Below are 20,775 nucleotides of genomic sequence, written 5' to 3' on the forward strand. Positions count from 1 at the left end.
GCTCCTCAGCGGTCGGTGGGCGCGGGTGCCGATGCGGACCCTGATGCGGATGTGGATGCGGACACGGGCTCGGGCTCGGACACGGGCTCGGGCTCGGGCTCGGCGATGACCGGAGCCCAGGGGAACGGCGGATCAGGGATGTCGCGCCGCAGAACGGGGGCGATGTCGGACTGGAAGAGTTCGAGCGAGGCACGGTGCTGGGCGTGGGTGAGACCGCCTGCGTCGGCGTGCAGGTGGAGCACGCTGTGCCCGAACTGCTCGTGGTAGCGGTGCACTTTGTCGATCACCTGTTGAGGGCTGCCGATCAGCGCCGAGCTACGTTCGACGAAGTCCTCCAGGGTGGCGAACACCGGCTCGACGCCCAGGCGTTTCTGGAAGGCGAGATAGCCCTCGAACACCGGCCGGTATGCGGCGATCGCTTGCTGTGAGGTGCGGGCCGCGTGGTAGCCGGCCGTCCCCGCGCCGACGACGGCCTGACCCGGGTCGTGGCCGTAGTGCTCCCATCGCTCCCGGTAGTAGCGGATGAGTTCGGCGTACGGCTCGATCGGGTGGGTGACGTTGGCCGAGAAGAGCGGATCTCCGTAGCGGGCGGCGAGTTCGACCGACTCCCGGCTGGTCGCGCTGCCGTGCCAGACCCGGATGGGTTGCTGGAGCGGTCTCGGCCACACCTCGGCGTCTGCCAGCTCGGGGCGGAAGCGCGGGGAGGCGCTCACCTTGTCCTGCCGCCAGATCCGGCGGAACAGCTCGTAGCTCTCGGCGTTGCGGTCCCACTGGTCCTCGGGAGTGACGTGGAACAGCTCTCGCTGGGCGGTGCCGTTGCCCTTGCCGATGATCAGGTCGAGACGGCCTGCGGACAGGTGATCCAGGGTCGCGTAGTCCTCGTACGCGCGTACCGGGTCGAGCAGGCTGAGGGTGGTGACGGAGGTGAACAGCCGGATCCGGGAGGTGAGCGCGGCGATGTGGCTGAGGACGACCGGTGGTGAGGAGGAGATGAACGGCCGCTCGTGGCGTTCGCCGACACCGAAGCCGTCGAATCCGAGTTCCTCGGCCAGCAGCGCGTTGTCGATCACCTCGCGGAAGCGTTCGTTGGTGGACTTCTGGACGCCGGTCACCGGATCCGGGGCGTGCACGATGAGGGTGATGGCCAGGAACTTCACGACGCCGCCCGCCGGGTCTCCGGCTCCGCGCGCGTGTCGGGGTGTGCCAGGCCGAGGTGGTCGCGGAGCGTGGTGCCTGTGTAGTCGTGCCGGAACACACCGCGTTCCTGGAGCAGCGGGACGACGGTGTCGGCGAACTCGTCCAGGCCGCCGGGGGTGATGTGCGGGGCCAGGATGAAGCCGTCTGCTGCGTCCGCCTGGACGAAGGCGTTGATGGTCTCCGCCACGGTGGCCGGGGAGCCGATGAACGACTGCCGGCCGGTGGTCTCGATGACCAGTTCGCGGATCGACAGGTTCTCCGCTGCGGCGCGCTCGCGCCATTGCCTGGCGACGGCGAGCGGGTCGCGGAACATCCGGACGCTGGCCCGGCCGCGGGCGATGGTGTTCTCACCGGGGTCCGGGTCGATGTCGGGGAGCGGGCCGTCCGGGTCGTAGGCGGAGAGGTCTCGGTTCCAGACGTGTTCGAGGTACTTGATCGCGGTCTGGCCGCTGACCTGTTGACGTCGTATCTCATGCGCCAGCTCCTGCGCCTCGGCGTCGGTGTGGCCGAGTACGAAGGTCGCCGCGGGGAGGATCAGCAGCTGGTCGTGGGTTCGGCCGTGGCGGGTCAGGCGTCCCTTGACGTCGGCGTAGAAGTCCCGGCCGGCCTTTGGGGTGCTGTGCCGGCTGAAGATGGCGTCGGCGCTGGAGGCGGCGAATTCGCGGCCCTCGTCGGAGTCACCGGCCTGGAAGATCACAGGGCGGCCCTGCGGGCTGCGCGGGACGTCGAACTGGCCGGCGATGTCGAAGTGCTGTCCTTGGTGGACGAAGGCTCCGGCCTGCGCGTCCTTCAGGAAGATGCCGGACTCTTGGTCGGTGACGATTTCGTCGCCGTGCCAGGAGTCGAACAGCTCGGTGGCGGTGGACAGGAACTCCTTAGCCCTGGAGTAGCGCTGGTCCTGCGGGAGGAAGCCGCCGCGTCGGAAGTTCTCGCCGGTGAAGGCGTCCCAGGAGGTGACGACGTTCCAGGCGGCGCGTCCGCCGGAGAGGTGGTCCAGGCTGGCGAACTGGCGGGCCACCTCGTAGGGCTCGTTGAAGGTGGAGTTGATGGTGCCGGTCAGGCCGAGGTGTTCGGTGACGGCGGCGAGCGCGGCGAGGACGGTGAAGGTGTCGGGGCGGCCGACGACGTCCAAGTCATAGATCTGGCCGCTCTGTTCGCGCAGCCTCAGCCCTTCGGCGAGGAACAGGAAGTCGAACTTGGCTCGTTCGGCGGTCCGTGCGAAGTGCGCGAACGAGCTGAACTCGATGTGGCTGCCCGCCTGCGGGTCACTCCACACGGTGGTGTTGTTGACGCCGGGGAAATGGGCCGCGAGATGGATCTGCTTCAGGGGTTTGCCCGTGGTCGCCTTGCTCGTGATCGGCTTGCTCATGGTCGTACGGCTCCTCCGGCCTCAGGCAGCGGCGTAGCGGTTTGTGGGGTGGGCGAGTCCGAGCAGCCCGCGCAGGGTGTCCGCCTCGTAGGCGTTCCGGAAGGCGCCTCGGCGCTGGAGTTCGGGCACCAGGCCCCGTGTGACCTGCTCCAGGTCGTGACCGATCGCTCCGGGACGCAGCCGGAAGCCGTTCAGGCCGGCCCGGCGCCACTCCAGCAGGAGGTCCGCCAGTTGCCCGGGTGTACCCGTGAACACCTCAGCGTCGCTCGTGTACGTGTGGCCGGCCAGGCCGTCCAGGTGGGCCTTGCGGTCCTCGGCCGCGGCGGGATCGTCGTCCAGGAACACGGCCAGGTCACCGAAGATGTGCAGTGGCTCCTCCGCCCGCCCTGCCTCAGCCTGGGCGGCACGGATTTCGGCGATGACGGCGCGAGTCTGGTCGGTGTCGTGCGGGGTGACGTAACCGATGTCGGCCGAACGGCCCACCAGTTGATACGGCACGCTCTGGTGCGCGAGCGCGCTGACGATGGGCTGTCCCTGCGGCGGCCGAGGGGTGATCGAGGGGCCCTTGACGCTGAAGTGCCTGCCCTCGAAGTCGATGTAGTGCAGCTTGTCGCGGTCGATGAACCGCCCGGTGGCGACATCGCGGATCTCCGCGTCGTCCTCCCAGCTGTCCCACAGGCGGCGCACCACCTCGATGTGGTCGGCGGCCTCCTCGAAGAGCTCATCGATCAGTTCGCGGCCGTCCGGGGTGTCCCGGTCGTCGAAGCGGAGACGTGGGAGGGCACGGCGGCCAAAGTGCGCGGCCTCGTTCTGCCGTGCCGACACCTGGACGCGCAGGCCCGCGCGACCGGCGCTGACGTAGTCCAGGGTGGCGATCGCCTTGGATATGTGGAACGGCTCGGTGTGGGTGGCGACCACGGTCGGCACGAGCCCGATGTGCCGCGTCAGCGGTGCGACCCGGGCGGCGACGAGCACCGCGTCCAGTCGGCCCCGCACCTGGTCGGTGCGTCCGTCCGGCTCCGTGAGGTGCGAGGACTGCAGCCCGAGCGAGTCCTCGAACGTAACGAAGTCGAGCAGGCCGTGTTCGGCCTCGGTCACGAGGTCGGCCCAGTAGCCGGCGGTGAACAGGTCGTGGGGCCGGGCGTCCGGCTCGCGCCATGCAGCTGGGTGCCAGCCGGTGCCGTCCAGCGCCACGGCAAGGTGGAGAGGGGGATGTGCGGACATGAGGAGGGTGCCTTCCTGGTCGACCGTATGTGATCACCGGCCCTGATGCGGCCCAGCGGCGAGGAACAGGTCAGGAACAACAGAGGGCGCCGGCCACCCGTTGCAGGTCGATGTGGGGCCGGGAGTACAGGCGGACGCAGCCATGCTCGGCGCGAAGCCCGACAGCGAGGACGAGCACGCGGGAAACGGGGGGCAACACCGTCACCTCCGCTCTTCCGGCCGCTTGTCCTGCTCCGAACGGGCCCTGCCGTGCTGCGGCACGGCAGGGCCCCTGTCGTCGCAGGCTAGACGGATCCGGACGGACGAAGGTGGAGGGCGTGTTGCGGTTCCATGAAGCCGCCCGGACAGTGCTGGGCGGGCTGGGCGGCGGCCCCGTCCACGATGTGTACGGGCCAGTCCAGGATCTGCACGGCCGCCCCTGCGGCCTCCAGCCCTTGGCAGGGGGCATGGTGTCGGCGGGCGATGCCGTCCAGGTCGAGGTGGGTGCCGAAGGCGGGGTGGGCGGCCAGCCGCTGTGCGTAGGCCCACAGGTGCGGATGGTCGGCGATGTGGTGGACCGCGGCGGCGTCCAGGTGCAGACGGTGCACGGTGTCGAGTTGCACCAGGGTTACCCACAACTGCACGTCGGCGGCGGTCATTTCGTCGCCCAGGATGAAGTCCTGGTGGGCGAGCCGCCACTCCAGTGAGCTCAGAGCGCGGAGCAGGGAACTGAGGTGAGTCTGCCGCGTCGCGGCGTCGGCGCCGGCCTGCCCGGCATGCTGTGCGGCTTCATTGACGCGGTACTCGCAAAGGCGTCCGACGGCCTCGATCTCCTCCTCCGCGCCGTGTGGGTAGAGGGCGGGCCGGCCGGAGCCGTCACCACCGAAGTGCCGGGCCAGGTCCCGGAGGATGCCCGGCGTGTCCGTGCTGACGATCCGCCCCGTCCAGTCGTCGCTCAGCACCGGTGCGGCGGCCGGTCCGGGATGCCGGTGTGAACTGGCCTCGTACAACGGGCGCAGAGCGCAGTGACCGCCGTCGGGGCTGTCGGGCACTGCCGGCAACAGTGCCACCGGGAGGGTCTCTCCCAGGCCGAGCAGGCTGTGGGTGATGGCGATCCGCAGACAGTGGGGGCAGGACAGCGAGAGGTGGAGGCGGTAACGGCGCGACGCGGCGTAGTAGCCACTGCTCGCGTCACAGCCGATCCTTCCCCGGAACGACGGCGAAGAGGGGAGGGAGGGCACGGTGGGCAGGGGTGCGGCGGGCATATGTCTCCCAGGGTCCGGGTTCGGCTTCTGGTTCTCTTCAGGTGCGGTGGGCGGCGCACGTGGGGTGATGGGCGCGCAGCGGCGTCGGCGCGTACCCGTACCCGGCGGGGATGCGGTGCCGACGGGCACCGCCGGTGTCAGCGCAGAGGGTTCGCCGCGCTGCAGACACGCAGGAGATCGATGTGACGGCGGGAGGTCAGCAGGAGAGGCGACCGTCCCGCGCGCACGGCGCGGTCGGCGGGCGGCTCCAGACGCTCCATCATTTCCTACCAGTTCACTAGGAATCTCTCCTTCGGAGTGTCAGGCGGTCTTCGTGTCACGTCAAGAGGGCCTCACCGTGTATCGCCCGGCGTCTCACATGATGGGAGGAGAGCGCTACGCCGCGCGGTCTGTCTCGCAGGAGGCGAGCAGGGCGCGCACGGCCTCGGCGGCGGCACCGGTCAGGGAGGGAGCGGAGCCCGTCGCGCGAGGGCACCGAGCCGGACGGGCGAAACCGCGGGGAGGTCCCGGCGTGGGGTGAGCCCGTCGGGGTACTGCCCGCCGGGGACTGCGAGGAGCGCGGCACCGAGCCCGGATCGGGCCGCGTCCAGGAGGCCGGCGAGGTATGCGGCCTCGGCGACCACGGTGGCCGGAGTGCCACGGACGGCCAGTTCGGTGAGAGCGCGACGGCGGATGACGCACGGCGCGTTGACGGCGACCAGCGGCAGCGGGCCGGCGGCGGGCGGCTTCCAGCAGGGGGCGCCGTGGGCGGTGAACCGGGTCTTGCGGCCGTCGCGCTCGAGGAACTCGTCCGTGCGGGCGTAGCGGGCGTCCTTGTCGAGGAAGTCGCCGTAGGCGCGCTGCTCACGGCTCTCCCCGCCCGTGACCACGTTGAGCAGCAGCCGGCCGCCGGTCTGCCGCTGGAAGGTGGACGCCATCTGCGCGGCGAGCGTGGGAGAGACGAAGCCGGGCCTGAAGGCGACCAGGAACTTCAGCCGCTCGGTGTGCCGGCTGACCATGGCGGTGGTCAGCCAGGCGTGCTCGCACCAGGCTCCGGTGGGGGTCAGCACGCCTGTGAAGCCCAGATGCTCGGCGGCGCGGGCGATCTGGGTGAGGTAGCCGATGCTCGGCGGCCGGTCACCGCCGGCTGCGGTGACCGGTTGCCGTGGCCGCCGACGACGACATGACGGCTGTCGCCTCGCCGTTGGTGGGCAGGAACCAGTGGAAGGTGAGGCTCACGCCTTTCCCTTGTCGTCGGCGGTCACGGTCAAGCGGCTCGTCCGGCGGCCGCCTGCAGGGCCGTACGGCTGCCGAGGGCTCCGGAGAACTGGTCGACGACCTGTGCGAGGGCCTCGGCGGGGCCCGGCGCGACGGTCAGGGTGCCGTCGACGCCCACCGCGAGGTCCTTGTCGAGCGTGAACCAGCCCTGGACGATGTGCGCGGCGCCCATTGAACTGAGCACCGGGCGCAGCGCGTAGTCGATCGCCAGGACATGCGCCGTACTCCCGCCGGTCGCCAGCGGGAGGACCGTCTTGCCGACCAGGCCGTACTGCGGCAGCAGGTCCAGCAGGGACTTCAGCAGCCCGGAATAGGCGGCCTTGTAGACGGGCGTGCCGATCACGACCCCGTCGGCGCGGGCGAACAGTTCGGTCGCCTCGACGATCGCCGGGTGCCGGAAGTCGGCGCCGAGCAGGGCCTCGGCGGGGATGGTGCGGACGTCCAGGGGGATCACCTCGTGTCCCTGTGCCGTGAGCCGCGCATCCAGGTGGCGCAGCAGGCGGGCGGTACGGGAGGTGGCGGAGGGGCTTCCGGAGACGGACAGGACGGTGGCCATTGCGGACCCTTCGGGAGCGAGAGGTATGCGTGGGACTGGTGCCGGGCCGCGTACCACGGCGTACTGCGGCCCCGCGTCCTCGGCGGCTACTTGTTGGTCTTGGGCAGTCCGGGCGGGTTGATCTCGGACTTGGTCACGGCCTCGTCGGGCAGGCCCCAGCGCTCCAGCACCTTGTTGTACGTGCCGTTGTCGATGATCTCGTCGAGCGCGTCGGCGAGCGGCTCGGCCAGGCCGCTGTCCTTCTTGGTGGTGGCCGCGATGAGGCCCTGGAGGGTGGAGCCGGCACCGGAGTAGGTGCCGACGACTTCTGTCTTCCCGGTGGTAACCGCGTGGTAGGCGGCGGTCGGGTTGGGGCCGAGGTAGAGGTCGATACGGCCGGACTGGAGGGCGAGGTAGGTGTCGCTGTCGTTCTGGTAGTACTTGATGTTCACCGGCTTGCGGCCGGCCTTCTCGTTCTCCTTGCTCCACTCGATGAGCAGCTTCTCCTGGTTGGTGCCGCTGCCCACGGCGACGGTCTGGCCCGCCACGTCCTTCGGCCCGGTGATCTTCAGGCCGCTGCCCTTCTTCGCCTCGAAGCCCAGGTTGTCCTCGCGGTAGGTGGCGAAGTCGTACTTCTCCTTGCGCTCCTCGGTGACGGTGATGTTGCTGAAGCCGACGTCGTACTTGGCGCTGTCGAGGCCGACGAAGATGTTCTCCCAGGAGACCGTGTTGATGTGAAGCTTGAGGCCGAGCACGTCGGCGACCAGGGAGGCGATGTCAGGCTCGACGCCGATGATGGTCTTGTTGTCGGTGGCGTAGAAGGTCAGGGGCGCAGCGGAGCCGGACGATCCGACGATCTCCAGGGTGCCTCTCTTGCGGATCTTCTCCGGGACCTCGGCTGCTATGGAGTCGACCTTGTCGGTGGTGATGCGGTCCTGGTCCGGGCTCACGTTGATCTTCGTCTTGCTGCCCGACGTGGCCGCGACCTCGGTCCTGCCGCCGTCGGAGGGGTTGCTGCACGCGGCGAGGACGAGGGCGGCGGTCAGTCCCAGCGCGGCGGCGGAGGTGCGGCGGGTGATCGAGGTGGACACAGTCGTGCTCCTTGCTTGTGGGGAGGGGTGAGGGGTGGTCAGAGGACCTTGGAGAGGAAGGCGCGGGTGCGCTCGTGTCTCGGATCGTCGAGTACGGCCGCGGGCGGGCCCTGTTCCACGACGACACCGGCGTCCATGAACACCACGGTGTCGGCGACCTCGCGGGCGAAGCCGATCTCGTGGGTCACGACGATCATGGTGGTTCCGGTGCGGGCCAGGTCCTTGATGACGTCGAGGACCTCGCCGACGAGTTCCGGGTCGAGCGCTGAGGTGGGCTCGTCGAACAGCAGTACCTTGGGTTCGAGGGCGAGTGCGCGGGCGATGGCCACGCGCTGCTGCTGTCCTCCGGACAGTTGCCGTGGATAGGCGTCGGTCTTGTCGGCGAGTCCTACTCTCTCCAGCAGTCGGCGGGCGGTTTCCTCCGCCCCCTTGCGCGGGCGGCGCAGCGCGGAGACGGGAGCCTCGACGAGGTTCTCCAGCACGGTCAGGTGCGGGAAGAGGTTGAAGTTCTGGAAGACGAACCCGATGTGGGTGCGCTGCTTCAGAACGTCCTTCTCCTTGAGCTCGTGCAGTTTGCCGCCGGAGCGGCGGTAGCCGATGAGTTCGCCGTCGATGGCGATCCAGCCGCGGTTGACCTTCTCCAGGTGGTTGATGGTGCGCAGCAGTGTGGATTTTCCGGAGCCGGACGGGCCGAGGATCACGGTGACCTCGCCGGTGCGGACCTGGAGGTCGACGCCGCGCAGCACTTCCAGCGGGCCGAAGCTCTTGTGGACGCCGTGGACGTCCACCATCACGTCGTCGACCGTCGGCTTCGCGTCCTTGACGGCCACCGGCACGTCGCTCATCGGCTGTCTCCCAAAGGCTTCAGGGGTATGACGGGCTGGTTGCGCTGGGCGGCCGCCGCGCGCAGGGTGCGGACGAAGCGCCGGGCGCGCTGGAGCGGGGTGGGTGGCGGGGTGCGGTTGGCGCCCCGGGCGTAGCGCCGCTCCACGTAGTACTGCGCGATGGACAGCAGTGAGGTCAGCACCACGTACCAGGCGGTGGCGACCAGCAGCAGCGGGATCACCCGCCCGTTGCGGCCGTAGATCACCTGGACCTGGTAGAACAGCTCGCCGATGGCCATCACGTAGACCACCGAGGTGCCCTTGAGCAGGCCGATGATCTCGTTGCCGGCAGTGGGCAGGATGGCGCGCATGGCCTGCGGCAGCACGATCCGGCGGATCTGCCGCAGCCGGGGGATGCCCAGCGCCGCGGCGGCCTCCAGTTGTCCGTGGTCGACGGCGATGACACCGCCACGCACTATCTCGGCGGCGTAGGCGGCCTGGTGCAGCGTCAGCCCGATGACCGCGGCACCCATGGTGCCGATGATGCTGTTGCTGTCGACGGACCAGAACACCGGGCCGAAGGGGATGCCGATGCCCAACCTGTCGTACAGCGCGCTCAGGTTGAACCAGAACACCAGCTGGACGATCATCGGGATGGAGCGGAAGATCCAGATGTAGGTCCAGGCGACGGTCTGCAGCACCGGGCTGCGCGACAGCCGCATGAACGCCAGGACGGTTCCCAGGAGGAATCCCAGCACCGTGGCGTAGGCGGTGAGCTGGAGGGTCACCGACACCGCCTGCACGATCGTCTCGGACAGGATGTAGTCGCGGAAGACGCTCCACTCCCAGACCGGGTTGGTGGCCAGCCCGTGCACGAACTGTGCAGCCAGCACGGTCACGGCGGCAGCCGACGCCCAGCGGGCGTAGTGGCGGGCGGGGACGACCTTGAGCGAAGCAGGGGCGTCCGGCGTGGGCGGGGCTTCGCGGCCGCCGCCCGGGATGGCCGCGCCGGGCGGCGCGGTGTCGGTGGTCGGTCTCATCGTGGTGTTCCTGCTCGCATGTTATGTGTGCTCGGGCGGGTTGATCCGCGACGTCTCGATCGCGGAGGGGGAGGTGCCCCACTTCTTGAGGATCCGGGCGTATGTGCCGTCCTTGATCAACTCGTTGACGGCGGCCTGGAGCGCCCTGGTGAGCGGGGAGCCCTTCTTGAAGGCGAAGCCGACGTCGAGGCGGTGGTACTCACCGAGGAAGGCGGTCCCGGACGCGGGCTGTGCCGCCTGGTAGCGCAGGCCGTTGATGGTCGACATGATCACGTCGATCCGGCCCTGCTGCAGCGCAGTGAGAGTCGCCCCGTTCTCCGAGTAGACCTTCACGTCGTACGGCTTCTTGCCCGCCTTGGCACATACGCCCTTCTGCGCGGTGAGGGTCGCCTCGAAGGTGGTGCCGGCGCCGGTGCCGACGGTCAGCCCGCACAGCTTGGCGAGGTCGGTGACCTTAGTCTTGAGCGCGGTGTTGCCCTTCTTCACCGCGAAGCCCTGGCCGTCGTTGATGTAGGTGACGAAGTCAATGGTCTTCAGGCGTTCGATGGTGACGCCGAAGTTGCCGGTGCCGAAGTCGTACTTGCCGCTGCCGAGGGCGGGCAGGATCGTCTCGAAGGAGGCGTCCTGCCGCTCCAACTTCACGCCGAGGACCTTGGCCACCGCGTCCGCGATGTCGATGTCCTGGCCGGCGGGCGGCTTGTCCTGCCCGTTCGGGTAGTACGCCCCGGGCGGGAACCCGATCGAGCTGCCGACCCGCAACGTGCCCGCCTTGCGGACGTCGGCGGGCAGCAGGGCGGCGACGGAGTCCACCTTGCGTACGGCGGTGACCGGGTCGTCGGTCGGTGTGGGGGATGCCTGGGCACCCGCCGGTGTGGTGCCGGAGGCGCCGCCGGCCCCGCAGGCGGTCAGCGTCAGTACGGGCAGCAGCGCGATGGTGGCGGCCATACGCAGAAGGGTTCCGGTGCCACGGACGTTCACAGGCTGGCTGCCTTTCCTTGGGGTGGTGCGGCCGGCAGGTGCTTCTCGAAAGGCAGCGGGCCGATGGATTCCGGGTCGGCCTCGGTGTCGAACAGCGGGGTGTAGCCGGTCGTCAGGTACAGACCGCGGGCCTCGGGTTGGCGCGGCCCGGTGGTCAGGTAGATCCGCCGGTAGCCGCGGGCGCTCGCCTCGCGCTCCAGCTCGGCGACGACACGGCGGGCCAGACCGCGCCTCCGGTGGGCGGAGTGCGTCCAGATCCGCTTCAGCTCGGCCGTGGTCTCGTCGTACCGGCGGAAGGCGCCGCCCGCGACCGGCTCGCCGTGTTCGAGGAGCAGGAGCAGCACCCCGCCGTGTGGGGCGGTGAACTCCTCGTCGGGGTAGCGGGCGAGTTCGGTGTGCGCGTCCCTGCCGTAGCGCGTGGAGTACTCGTCGCCGAGCTCGCGCAGCAAGGGTCTCACCCGCGGGTCGGACACGGTGACGTGAATGACTGCCGGCTCGGCTGAGCGCGACGGCGGTTGTGCGACGGAGGTCATCCGTGCACCGCCGCGAGGGTCTGCGGACCGCGGGCCGCCCGCTCGGCGTCGCGCTTGGCGACCTCCTCGCGGACGATCGGGATCACGTACCGGCCGAAGTCGATCGCGTCGCCCAGCAGGTCGTAGCCGCGGGCCGAGAGGATGTCGACGCCGAGGTCGTAGTAGTCGAGGAGCGCCTGGGCGACCGTCTCCGGGGTGCCGACCAGGGCGTTGGAGTTGCCCGCGCCACCGGTGGCGGCGGCGGTCGGGGTCCACAGGGCACGGTCGTAGCGCTCTCCCGCCTCGGCGATCGCGATCAGCCGCTGCGAGCCGGCGTTCTGCGGCCGTGCCGGCCCGTTGTGGCGCTTGGTGATCGCCTCGTCCTTCTCCTTGCGGGCCTTGATCGCGCCGACCGTGCGGTGGGCCTTCTCCCAGGCCAGCTCCTCCGTCGGGGCGATGATCGGGCGGAACGCCACCTGGAGGCGGGGCACGTCGGTGCGGCCCGCGGCCTTCGCTGCGGACTTCACGGCCTCGATCTGCTCGGCGGTCTTCTCCAGCGGCTCGCCCCACAGGCAGTAGATGTCGGCCTCGGCGCCCCCCGCGGCATACGCGGCGGGCGAGGAGCCGCCGAACGACACGTTCGGGCGGGGCTGCTGGACCGGGAAGACATCGCTGACGAAGTCGTGGAAGCGGTAGTGCGCGCCCTCGTGGTCGAAGGGCTCGTGGGTGGTCCAGATCTTCTTGACGATCCGGATGTACTCGCGGGTGCGGGCGTAGCGTTCGTCCTTGGTGAGGGTGTCGCCCTCGCGGCCCTGCTCACGGTCGTTGCCGCCGGTGATGAAGTGCACGGTCAGCCGGCCCTCGCTGATCTGGTCGAGGGTGGCGAAGGTCTTGGCGGCGTAGGTCGGGTAGGAGACGTTGGGCCGGTGGGCGAGCAGGATCTGGAGGCGGTCCAGCCTGCTCGCGATGTAGGCGGCAGCCGGCGAGGGGTCCGGGGACCCGGAACCGTAGGCGAACAGCACCCGGTCCCAGCCGTGGTCCTCGTGCGCCCGGGCGAGCCGGAGCGTGTACTCCTTGTCGAAAGCGGCGCCGGAGCGCGGGGTGGTTTCGGAGCCGTCGTTGGTGGCGGCGATGCCAAGGAATTCCACTGGCATGGGAGATGGCCTTTCCTCAAGTCTTATGGGGCCGTGCCGTGGGCAGCACGCGGGCACGGTGGAGCAGCCCTCGGAGCGGCCGGGTGTGACGGCGCTTCAGGGTGCTGGGAACCAGGTGGTGAGCAGGTGTGATGACGCCGGGACATGAGCCTCGGCCGAGGTCGGGCGGCGGCAGCGCGTGTCAGGTCTCGCAAAACCGTTCGTACGCGGATTCAGCGTGTGTTCAGCGCATGCGTACGACGGTGCTGCGAAGGGAGGAACTCGGCCCGCAACGGGGTCACCGAGGGAGGGAAGGGCCGGTCAGACGGCCCGCTGCCGCGTCAGGCGCAACACGCTGCGGACCACACCCGACCGAAGTCGATGTGGTCACGGGTGACCAGGCGCTGCTCGGCATTCATGCGATCAATTGAGCAGTACATCTCGCTTCTCGTCAACTACGGCCCGGATGCCGGACCGGCGCCCAGCAGTCCCTGCGCGTGGTTGACACATGCGCGTGGTGCGCCCATACGATCGAGAACGGACCGGCTCCGCCGCTCGCGGCAGCCGTACCGGCCGCGTTGAGGGACGCGGCGCGCGATGACGCCGAACCGAACCCCAGCCACACCGCCCCGTGCCCGCACCGTGCCTGCTCGGAATCCACGACCGTGCGCCGCCGGGTGGTCACCGACGCCCGCGCTTCCCTCCCTTGGAGCCTCCTGATGGTCTCGCCATCCGACATCGCCGATTCCTCCCGTATTTCAGCAACCATCCCACTCGCAGAACGCCTCAAAGCCTCGGGTCACGCCCAGGGCCGCCCAGGCCCCGACGACGATCTGCCACGGATCTTGCCGCGCCGGCACGCCGGCCGCTGGTTGACCTCTGCCGCCGCGCTGCTGGTCTTCGCGATGGTGGTCAACTCCGTCGTCCGCAACCGCGCCTTCCAGTGGGAGGTGGTGGGCCGGTACTTCGCCACCGCCGCCGTGCTCGACGGGCTGCTGCTCACCCTGTGGCTGACCGGCGTGGTGATGGTGCTCGGCTTCCTGCTCGGCACCCCGCTGGCCGTGATGCGGCTGTCTGCCAACCCTGTTCTGCGCACGCTGAGTTGGGGCTATGTGTGGATCTTCCGGTCCACTCCGCTGCTGGTACAGCTCCTGTTCTGGTTCAACATCGGCGCCCTCTACCCGACGCTCGGCCTCGGCATCCCCTTCGGGCCTGAGTTCGTCACCGTCAAGACGGTCAACCTGCTCGGCCCCACCCTCACTGCCGTCATCGGCCTGACCCTGCACGAAGCCGCCTACGCCGCCGAGGTGCTGCGCGGCGGCATCCTGTCTGTCGACTCCGGCCAGACGGAAGCCGCCCAGGCTCTCGGCATCGGCAGGCGGCGCACCCTGCGCCGGATCGTCATCCCGCAGGCGATGCGCTCCATCGTCCCGACCGCGGGGAACATGCTGATCGGCACCCTGAAGGGCACCAGCATCGTCAGCGTGCTGGCCGTGCACGATCTGCTGTACTCGGTCCAGCTGGTCTACAACCAGACGTACCAGGTCATCCCGCTGCTGATGGTGGCCACCCTCTGGTACGTCGCCGTCACGACCGTGCTCAGCGCGGGGCAGTTCTACGTCGAGCGCCACTACGCGCGTGGCTCCGCCCGCGCGCTGCCGCCCACGCCTCTGGAAAAGCTCAGGGTCCATCTGGCCGCGCTGCGCGCCCGGCTGTACAGGGCGACGGCGCCCGACGCCCGCCCGGCAGTCGACGGTGGCCGGTGAACCCCCCGCGGTGTTGCGTTCCCTACATTTCCCATCGATTTACTAGGAAAGCATTGACGGCTCGCCCAGCGGGTGCGCAGGATGATGCACATGGCCCACACGCAGCAGCGACTCGTTCGTCGTCGGCATGTCGACTTTGGTCACGTCGTCAGCGCCGCCTGCTGTCGCGCGTAGACGGCTCGCCGCTCACACGTTGCGCGTGCCACTCCGCTCCTTCTCTCTCATCCCAGGTGATCAGGCAAAGCCACCGGTGCGCCTGATGGCCCGACGCACTCCTGAAGGACGACCGCCATGACCACGGCACTTCCGGCCCAGGCCACTCCATTGCATTCGCCACTCCCCGACGTGCGCCACCTCCGCCTCGTCGGTGACACGGCGCAGTTCGGCGACGAGGGAGGCGACGGGGGAAACGGTTCCGCTCCCCTCGTCGGCTACCTCGTGCTCGTCCCCGAGGGCACCGATCCCGCCCAGCTCTTCGCGAAGGACGTGACACGACGTGAGATCCGGCCGGTCGGCTACACGGACGCACCTGTCGCGCAGCAGACGGGAGGCGGCGGCGTGCGCATCGATCCCGCACGACATGTCGCAGAGCTGGACGGACGCGAACTCGACCTGACCTATCTGGAGTTCGGACTGCTGGCTCATCTCGTTCTCCATCCCCACCAGGTGCATTCGCGCGAGCAGTTGATGACCGGCATCTGGGGCTACGACCACATCGGCGACGGCCGCACCGTGGATGTCCACATCGCGCGGCTGCGCCGCAAGCTGGGCAGAGCTCACCGGCACCGGATCGTCACCGTACGGCGCGTGGGCTACAAGTACGTGCCCGACCAGCAAGAGGACCCCAACACCGCACCTTGCCGCCGACCTTGAGGAGACCACCGCCATGGGCGTTGCCACTGCGCCGTCCGGACCCGCCTCGGATTCCGACCGGATCGGGCCCGGCCGTGCGCACTGGCTGCGCGTGGCCCGTGAGATGGCGGACGACCTGGCCACGGACGCGGTGGCCAGGGAGCAGGCAGGCAAGGCCCCCTTCGACGAAGTGTCCGGGCTTCGTGAGGCGGGACTGCTGACGCTCCTCATTCCGGCTGGGCTCGGGGGAGGCGGCACGGACTGGCCCACGGCCTACGCCGTCGTCCGGGAGATCGCCGCCGCCGACGGCGCGATCGGTCAAGTGCTCGGCTGTCACTCCTTCCTGTCGTGGAGCGCCCGGTTGTTCGCCGAGCCTGCCCTCGCCGCTCAGGTCGAGCGGAAGTCCGCGGCGGAGCAGTGGTGCTGGGGTGGTGGTTTCGCCCGTCAGGAACTGCCTCTGACGCTGACCAGGAAAGGCAGTGGCTATGTGCTCGACGGTCGGCAGAGCTACGCCACGGGGGTTCTGGTCGCCGACCGCCTCGCCGTGCGGGCCGAGCGGGCCGGCACCGGCGAACCACTCGCGGTCGTCGTCGATTCCGCCCGTCACGGCGTGCGGATCGACGGCGACACCGACACCTTCGGCCAGCGGCTCGCGGCCGGCGGGAGCGTGGAGTTCGACGCCGTACCGGTCGCCGCCCACGACGTACTCGGTTCCCTGTCCGCGGACGAGGACGTTCTGTCACCCCTAACTGCTCTGGCATCGCCGGTCGGGCGTCTTCTCTCGGTCCAGCTCCTTCTGGGCATGGCTGAGGGGGTGCTTGCCGAAGCTCGTGAGTACAGCAGGGCGGGCCACTCGCCCTGGCACCCGGACTGGCCGGCCGGCTCACCCCAGGACCCACAGGTGCTGACCGTCTACGGAGAACTCACCGTCCTCGCCCGCTCCGCGTCCGCGCTCGCCGATCAGGCAGTGGATGCCGTGAACGGCGGGCTGGCACGGGGCGAAGACCTCACCTACGACGAGTACGCGGAGATCTCCGTCCTCGTGGCCATGGCCGAAGCCGCCGCTTCCAGGGCAGCGCAGGAGTCCACCGCCCGCGCCCTCGACATCATCGGCGCCCGCTCCGCGTCCTCGCGGCTGGGCTTCGACCGCTTCTGGCGCAACGCCCGAACTCACACCTTGTACGAGCCCGTCGCCCACCGGCTCCGCGACGTAGGGGACTATTTCCTCAACGGTGCGCACCCTCCGTTCGTCCTGCCTGTCCGACCTTGAGGACCCGGAGCTCCGGATTCGCGACAAGGCGCCTGCTCCGAAAAGCCCGCTCCAAGAACGAATTGGCTCGATATCTCGCCGCCGAACTCGGCGCGATCGGGATTCGCCACGCAACCTGAAATTCAGGCGATTGTGAACGGCGCACTTCACTTGCATGTCATGCAGTTCAGGATATGAGACATACGCGTCAGGCGACGTTGACTTGGCCGGAGCTCGCTGCAACTTAGCGGGTGGCGATCGCCCGCAGCCTCGCCTACGACCCCGATGTGCTCCTGATGGACGAACCGTTCGCCGCGCTGGACGCCCAGACCCGGGAGTCCCTGCAGGACGAACTGCTGCGCATCTGGCAGCGCACCGGCAAGACCGTCGTCTTCATCACGCACGGCATCGACGAGGCCGTCTACCTGGGACAGCGCGTCGCCGTCATGACATCGAGGCCGGGCCGCATCAAGCGGATCGTGCCGGTCGCCCTCGGCCCCCGTACGGCGACGGACGACCTCCGCTCCAGTCCCGAGTTCGCCCGGCACCGGCACGAGATCTGGTCGCTGCTGCACGACGAGGTGGCCAGGGCCCAGCAGTTGGAGAAGGAGGAGGCTTCCGTATGAGCCCCATGTCCGGCACGGCCACCGAGAAGACCACGGCGCCGGACTCGGTGAGCACCGCCGAACCCGTACCGGTCCCTTCCTCGGCTACGTCCGCCGCGTCCCCGCCACGTGACGCATCGCCGTCGAGAGTGCGCCAAGTCCCCTCCACGGCGGCCCGGGTCCGCTGGGCGGTCCGCCGACTGCCGGACCTGCTGGTCAGGGGGGCGACCAAGTCCGTTGCGATCGTGGCACTGCTGCTGTGGGAGACCGCACCACGACTCGGCCTGGTCGACCCGATCTTCCTGCCGCCGTTCAGCGAGGTCGCCCGTGCCTGGTGGGGGCTGGCCATCGACGGTCAGCTCGCCGACAACGCACGCGCCAGCCTGGTCCGCTCGTTCAGCGGATTCGGACTCGCGGTGGCCGTCGCCGTGCCGCTCGGCCTGCTGATCGGCTGGTACCGGCCGGTCGCCGACCTCCTCGGACCGCTCCTTGAGGTGTTGCGCAACACCGCCGCCCTGGCCCTGCTGCCGGTGTTCGTACTGCTGCTGGGCATCGGCGAGACCTCGAAGATCTCCATCGTGGTGTACGCGTGCACCTGGCCGATCCTGCTCAACACCATCAGCGCGGTCCGCAACGTCGACCCGACCCTGCTGAAGCTGGCGAAGTCGATGGACCTGTCCGCGCCCCGGCTGTTCCGGAAGGTCATCCTGCCCTCCTCGGTGCCGGTGATGTTCACCGGCATCCGGCTGGCGGGAACGGTGTCCATCCTGGTGCTGGTCGCCGCAGAGATGATCGGCGCCAAGGCGGGCCTCGGCTATCTGATCAATGCCTCGCAGTACAACTTCGCGATCCCGCAGATGTACGCGGGCATCATCACGATCTCCGCCATCGGCGTGGCCTTCAACCAGTTCCTGGTGGCCGTGGAGCGGCGGCTCAGCTCCTGGCGCGTGCCGGTCGGCGACTGACTCGGCCGCCTTCTCGCCCCCCTCTGTCCTCCCGATCTCCTCCTTCCCCCGATCGTCTCGCTGCCCCTGATCCGAGGAACCCCATGACCGCGACCAGCCTCCGTCGGCTCCATCTCAACGCCTTCCTGATGAACGCCGGCCACCACGACGCCGCCTGGCGCCACCCCCGTACCCAGCCCGAACGGGTCACCGATCTGCGCTACTTCCAGCAGCTCGCGCAGACCGCCGAGCGTGGCCTGCTCGACTCCGTCTTCCTCGCGGACGGCCTCGCCCTGTGGGGGAAGGTCCGGCACAACGCCCTCGGCGGCTTCGAACCGTTCACCTTGCTGTCCGCCCTCGCGGCGGTCACCGAGCACGTCGGCCTGATCGCCACCGTCTCCACCACCTTCAACGAGCCCTTCCACACCGCCCGCAAGTTCGCCTCCCTGGACCACATCAGCGGCGGCCGGGCCGGCTGGAACATCGTCACCTCCGGCGCCGTGAACGAGGCCCGCAACTTCGGGCAGGACGAGCACCTGGAGCACCGGCTGCGCTACGAGCGGGCACGGGAGTTCGTCGAGGTCGCCACCAAGCTGTGGGACAGCTGGGAGGACGACGCGATACTGCTCGACCGTGAACGCGGCGTCTACGCCGACACCGCCAAGGTGCGGGAGATCAACCACCGCGGGGACACTTCGGGGTGCAAGGCCCCCTGAACGTACCGCGCACCCCCCAGGGATGCCCACTGCTGGTGCAGGCCGGTTCGTCGGAGGACGGCAAGGAGTTCGCCGCCCAGTACGCCGAGGCCGTCTTCACCGCCCAGCAGACCCTCGCCGACGGCCAAGCCTTCTACAAGGACCTCAAGTCCCGGCTCGCCCGCTATGGCCGCGCCGAGGACGAACTGCTGGTGCTTCCCGGCATCGCCCCCGTCATCGGCTCGACCGAAGCGGAGGCCCGCGCGCTGGAACAGGAGTTGACGGACCTCCAGGTGCCCGAGTACGGGCTCGCCCAGCTCTCCGGGATGCTCGGCACCGACCTGACCGGGCTCCCGCTGGACGGCCCGCTGCCCGACCTGTCCGAGGAACGGGACATCAACGGCAACAAGAGCCGCTTCACGCTCGTCGCGGAACTCGCCCGCCGCGACGGCCTCACCCTGCGCGAGCTCATCGCCCGTCTCGGCGCCGGCCGCGGCCACCGCGTCTTCGCCGGCACCCCCGAACAGGTGGCCGACCAGCTCGAGGAGTGGTTCACCCAGGGTGCCGCCGACGGCTTCAACATCATGCCGCCCCATCTGCCGGGCGGCCTGGAGGACTTCGTCGACCACGTCGTCCCGATCTTGCAGCGGCGCGGGCTCTTCCGCACCGAGTGCACCGGGCGCACCCTGCACGAGAACTGCGGCCTGGCCCGCCCCGCCAACCGGCTGGCCGCGGCGGCCGCAGCAGAAAGTCGGCCCGCATGACCGGGGTGGACCTCACCACGGACGTCCTGGTGGTCGGCGGCGGCCCCGCCGCCACCTGGGCCGCGCTCAAGGCGGCCCAGGGCGGAGCGGACGTGGTCCTCGCCGACAAGGGCTACTGCGGCACCAGCGGCGCCACCGCCTCCGCCGGCACCGGCGTCTGGTACGTCCCCCCCAGCCCGCCGCACGGAAGGCCGCCATGGCGAGCAGGGAGGCACTGGGCGGATTCCTGGCCGACCGACGCTGGATGACCCGGGTGCTGGACCAGACGTACGCGGGCATGAACGAGCTTGCGGCGACCGGACGCTACCCCTTCCCCACAGGGCCGGACGGCAAGCAGCTCAGGAACGGCCTGCAGGGACCGGAGTACATGCGCAGGATGCGGATCCGCGTCCAGCGGGCCGGGGCCCGCGTCCTCGACCACAGTCCGGTCACCGAACTGTTCACCGACCCCTCCGGAGCGGTCTCCGGGGCCAGGGGTCACCAGCGGCAGGCCGGTCAGCCCTACCGGGTGCGCGCCGGGGCGGTCGTCCTGGCCACCGGCGGCTGCGCGTTCCTCAGCGGCGCGCTCGGCTGCAATGTCAACACCGGCGACGGCGCGCTGTTCGCCGCCGAGGTGGGCGCGGAGCTGTCCGGGATGGAGTTCTCCAACGCGTACGGCATCGCACCCGAGGGCACCTCCGTCACCAAGACTGCGTTCTACTCCTTCGCGACCTTCTACCGCGAGGACGGCACGGTCCTTGAGGGAGCGGCCAGCCAGGGCGGCCGGTCCATCATCGCGCGGGCGCTGCTCAGCGAGAAGGTGTACTGCCGCCTCGACCGGGCGGACACGGCGGCCCGGCAGGCTATGCGGCTCGCCCAGCCCAACTTCTTCCTCACCTTCGACCGGCTCGGCATCGACCCCTTCACCCAGCGCTTCGCCGTCACACTCCTCGCCGAGGGCACCGTGCGCGGCACCGGCGGCATCCGCATCACCGGCGACGACTGCTCCACCACCGTCGCCGGCCTGTACTCGGCCGGGGACGCGGCGACCGGACCCGCGCCGAGCCCCTGTCCAGCGCGCCCACCGCATCGACGGCACCGGCCGCACCTCTGGAGGTGGCCTCGTGATCGAACTGGTCTCGGCGGAACGCTGCATCACCTGTGACAAGTGCATCAAGGTCTGCCCGACCAACGTCTTCGACCGCGCCGAGGACGGCCTCTTGGTGCTCGCCCGCCGCGACGACTGCCAGACCTGCTTCCAGTGTGAGGCGAACTGCCCGGCCGACGCGCTCTACGTCGCCCCCCTGACCCGCCCGCTGCCCGACGACCCCACCGCCCGGGACGAGGAGCACCTCGACCGTGCGGGCCACCTCGGCAGCTACCGCCGGCACATCGGCTGGGGACAAGGCCGCACCTCCGGCGCACTGCGGGCCGTCGGCCCTCCCCTCGGACCGCCGGGGTCCAAGGGAACCTCCCTGCCCATCACCTCCTGATGACCCGACTGAACATCTCTTCGC

19 protein-coding genes and 3 pseudogenes are annotated in these 20,775 nt (G+C 69.8%); 9 read left to right on the forward strand and 13 right to left on the reverse strand.

Translation table 11 applies throughout. The features are described from left to right. Window positions 1-5: 5 nt before the first annotated feature. From QFZ58_RS00245 to QFZ58_RS00300, 13 genes and pseudogenes are all read right to left on the reverse strand, one after another. On the reverse strand, window positions 6-1,157 hold the full coding sequence (locus QFZ58_RS00245; protein WP_307122830.1) for an LLM class flavin-dependent oxidoreductase: 1,152 nt from the start codon (window positions 1,155-1,157) through the stop codon (window positions 6-8). Beyond that, on the reverse strand, window positions 1,154-2,566 hold the full coding sequence (locus QFZ58_RS00250) for an NtaA/DmoA family FMN-dependent monooxygenase (protein WP_307122831.1): 1,413 nt from the start codon (window positions 2,564-2,566) through the stop codon (window positions 1,154-1,156). Before QFZ58_RS00250 ends, QFZ58_RS00245 begins: the two co-directional genes overlap by 4 nt. A 21-nt stretch (window positions 2,567-2,587) precedes the next feature. Next, window positions 2,588-3,790 (reverse strand): LLM class flavin-dependent oxidoreductase, encoded by a 1,203-nt coding sequence (locus QFZ58_RS00255; protein ID WP_307122832.1) that lies wholly within the window; start codon window positions 3,788-3,790, stop codon window positions 2,588-2,590. 70 nt (window positions 3,791-3,860) lie between these two features. Beyond that, window positions 3,861-3,995 carry a putative leader peptide gene (locus tag QFZ58_RS34330; protein WP_373428500.1) on the reverse strand — a complete coding sequence of 45 codons (135 nt, stop codon included), beginning with the start codon at window positions 3,993-3,995 and terminating at the stop codon, window positions 3,861-3,863. 79 nt (window positions 3,996-4,074) lie between these two features. After that, window positions 4,075-5,034: a glutathione S-transferase C-terminal domain-containing protein gene (locus QFZ58_RS00260; RefSeq protein ID WP_307122833.1), complete on the reverse strand. Its 960-nt coding sequence runs from the start codon at window positions 5,032-5,034 to the stop codon at window positions 4,075-4,077. A gap of 779 nt (window positions 5,035-5,813) precedes the next feature. Then, window positions 5,814-6,252 (reverse strand): annotated as a pseudogene (locus tag QFZ58_RS00265) (LLM class flavin-dependent oxidoreductase); the annotation flags it as partial. Window positions 6,253-6,280: 28 nt separating this feature from the next. Continuing rightward, a complete protein-coding gene (ssuE, locus tag QFZ58_RS00270; RefSeq protein WP_307122834.1) occupies window positions 6,281-6,847 on the reverse strand; it encodes an NADPH-dependent FMN reductase in 567 nt (188 codons plus the stop codon). A gap of 86 nt (window positions 6,848-6,933) precedes the next feature. Continuing rightward, a complete protein-coding gene (locus tag QFZ58_RS00275) occupies window positions 6,934-7,917 on the reverse strand; it encodes an ABC transporter substrate-binding protein (protein WP_307122835.1) in 984 nt (327 codons plus the stop codon). 38 nt (window positions 7,918-7,955) lie between these two features. Then, entirely contained in the window at window positions 7,956-8,762 is an 807-nt protein-coding gene (locus QFZ58_RS00280) for an amino acid ABC transporter ATP-binding protein (RefSeq protein ID WP_307122836.1), read from the reverse strand. Next, window positions 8,759-9,781, reverse strand: coding sequence for an amino acid ABC transporter permease (locus QFZ58_RS00285; protein ID WP_307122837.1), 1,023 nt, complete (start codon window positions 9,779-9,781; stop codon window positions 8,759-8,761). Before QFZ58_RS00285 ends, QFZ58_RS00280 begins: the two co-directional genes overlap by 4 nt. Before the next feature lie 21 nt (window positions 9,782-9,802). Then, window positions 9,803-10,726 carry an ABC transporter substrate-binding protein gene (locus QFZ58_RS00290; RefSeq protein WP_307122838.1) on the reverse strand — a complete coding sequence of 308 codons (924 nt, stop codon included), beginning with the start codon at window positions 10,724-10,726 and terminating at the stop codon, window positions 9,803-9,805. A gap of 29 nt (window positions 10,727-10,755) precedes the next feature. After that, window positions 10,756-11,292 (reverse strand): GNAT family N-acetyltransferase, encoded by a 537-nt coding sequence (locus tag QFZ58_RS00295; protein WP_307122839.1) that lies wholly within the window; start codon window positions 11,290-11,292, stop codon window positions 10,756-10,758. After that, complete coding sequence (locus QFZ58_RS00300; RefSeq protein WP_307122840.1) at window positions 11,289-12,425, reverse strand: LLM class flavin-dependent oxidoreductase; 1,137 nt, start codon at window positions 12,423-12,425, stop codon at window positions 11,289-11,291. Before QFZ58_RS00300 ends, QFZ58_RS00295 begins: the two co-directional genes overlap by 4 nt. Before the next feature lie 698 nt (window positions 12,426-13,123). Between QFZ58_RS00300 and QFZ58_RS00305 the strand changes: the two genes are divergently transcribed. The 9 genes and pseudogenes from QFZ58_RS00305 (at window position 13,124) to QFZ58_RS00345 (ending at window position 20,751) form a co-directional block, all read left to right on the forward strand. Then, window positions 13,124-14,170 carry an amino acid ABC transporter permease gene (locus tag QFZ58_RS00305; protein ID WP_307122841.1) on the forward strand — a complete coding sequence of 349 codons (1,047 nt, stop codon included), beginning with the start codon at window positions 13,124-13,126 and terminating at the stop codon, window positions 14,168-14,170. Between the two features lie 291 nt (window positions 14,171-14,461). Continuing rightward, window positions 14,462-15,043, forward strand: a complete 582-nt coding sequence (locus tag QFZ58_RS00310) for a winged helix-turn-helix domain-containing protein (protein ID WP_307122842.1) — start codon at window positions 14,462-14,464, stop codon at window positions 15,041-15,043. A 13-nt stretch (window positions 15,044-15,056) separates the two neighbouring features. Next, a complete protein-coding gene (locus tag QFZ58_RS00315; RefSeq protein ID WP_307122843.1) occupies window positions 15,057-16,292 on the forward strand; it encodes an acyl-CoA dehydrogenase family protein in 1,236 nt (411 codons plus the stop codon). Between the two features lie 227 nt (window positions 16,293-16,519). Next, window positions 16,520-16,897, forward strand: a pseudogene (locus tag QFZ58_RS00320) (ABC transporter ATP-binding protein); the annotation flags it as partial. Then, entirely contained in the window at window positions 16,894-17,841 is a 948-nt protein-coding gene (locus tag QFZ58_RS00325) for an ABC transporter permease (protein ID WP_307122844.1), read from the forward strand. The pseudogene QFZ58_RS00320 and the gene QFZ58_RS00325, both read left to right, overlap by 4 nt. A gap of 83 nt (window positions 17,842-17,924) precedes the next feature. Then, window positions 17,925-19,279, forward strand: a pseudogene (locus QFZ58_RS00330) (LLM class flavin-dependent oxidoreductase). After that, on the forward strand, window positions 19,276-19,527 hold the full coding sequence (locus QFZ58_RS00335) for an FAD-dependent oxidoreductase (protein ID WP_307122845.1): 252 nt from the start codon (window positions 19,276-19,278) through the stop codon (window positions 19,525-19,527). Before QFZ58_RS00330 ends, QFZ58_RS00335 begins: the two are co-directional and overlap by 4 nt. Beyond that, window positions 19,476-20,423: an FAD-binding protein gene (locus tag QFZ58_RS00340; protein WP_307122846.1), complete on the forward strand. Its 948-nt coding sequence runs from the start codon at window positions 19,476-19,478 to the stop codon at window positions 20,421-20,423. Before QFZ58_RS00335 ends, QFZ58_RS00340 begins: the two co-directional genes overlap by 52 nt. Then, complete coding sequence (locus QFZ58_RS00345) at window positions 20,383-20,751, forward strand: ferredoxin family protein (RefSeq protein WP_307122847.1); 369 nt, start codon at window positions 20,383-20,385, stop codon at window positions 20,749-20,751. Before QFZ58_RS00340 ends, QFZ58_RS00345 begins: the two co-directional genes overlap by 41 nt. Window positions 20,752-20,775: the final 24 nt, after the last annotated feature.

It is taken from the genome of Streptomyces sp. B1I3 (assembly GCF_030816615.1).
Classification (GTDB): Bacteria; Actinomycetota; Actinomycetes; order Streptomycetales; family Streptomycetaceae; genus Streptomyces.

Excerpts from the sequence above, each read along its gene's own strand:
- QFZ58_RS00280 (WP_307122836.1), bottom strand. The coding sequence starts at position 8,762 with ATGAGCGACGTGCCGGTGGCCGTCAAGGACGCGAAGCCGACGGTCGAC.
- QFZ58_RS00295 (WP_307122839.1), bottom strand. The coding sequence starts at position 11,292 with ATGACCTCCGTCGCACAACCGCCGTCGCGCTCAGCCGAGCCGGCAGTC.
- QFZ58_RS00285 (WP_307122837.1), bottom strand. The coding sequence starts at position 9,781 with ATGAGACCGACCACCGACACCGCGCCGCCCGGCGCGGCCATCCCGGGC.
- QFZ58_RS00260 (WP_307122833.1), bottom strand. The coding sequence starts at position 5,034 with ATGCCCGCCGCACCCCTGCCCACCGTGCCCTCCCTCCCCTCTTCGCCG.
- ssuE (WP_307122834.1), bottom strand. The coding sequence starts at position 6,847 with ATGGCCACCGTCCTGTCCGTCTCCGGAAGCCCCTCCGCCACCTCCCGT.
- QFZ58_RS00300 (WP_307122840.1), bottom strand. The coding sequence starts at position 12,425 with ATGCCAGTGGAATTCCTTGGCATCGCCGCCACCAACGACGGCTCCGAA.
- QFZ58_RS00340 (WP_307122846.1), top strand. The coding sequence starts at position 19,476 with ATGGCGAGCAGGGAGGCACTGGGCGGATTCCTGGCCGACCGACGCTGG.
- QFZ58_RS00310 (WP_307122842.1), top strand. The coding sequence starts at position 14,462 with ATGACCACGGCACTTCCGGCCCAGGCCACTCCATTGCATTCGCCACTC.
- QFZ58_RS00325 (WP_307122844.1), top strand. The coding sequence starts at position 16,894 with ATGAGCCCCATGTCCGGCACGGCCACCGAGAAGACCACGGCGCCGGAC.
- QFZ58_RS00305 (WP_307122841.1), top strand. The coding sequence starts at position 13,124 with ATGGTCTCGCCATCCGACATCGCCGATTCCTCCCGTATTTCAGCAACC.
- QFZ58_RS00255 (WP_307122832.1), bottom strand. The coding sequence starts at position 3,790 with ATGTCCGCACATCCCCCTCTCCACCTTGCCGTGGCGCTGGACGGCACC.
- QFZ58_RS00250 (WP_307122831.1), bottom strand. The coding sequence starts at position 2,566 with ATGAGCAAGCCGATCACGAGCAAGGCGACCACGGGCAAACCCCTGAAG.
- QFZ58_RS00335 (WP_307122845.1), top strand. The coding sequence starts at position 19,276 with ATGACCGGGGTGGACCTCACCACGGACGTCCTGGTGGTCGGCGGCGGC.
- QFZ58_RS00290 (WP_307122838.1), bottom strand. The coding sequence starts at position 10,726 with ATGGCCGCCACCATCGCGCTGCTGCCCGTACTGACGCTGACCGCCTGC.
- QFZ58_RS00315 (WP_307122843.1), top strand. The coding sequence starts at position 15,057 with ATGGGCGTTGCCACTGCGCCGTCCGGACCCGCCTCGGATTCCGACCGG.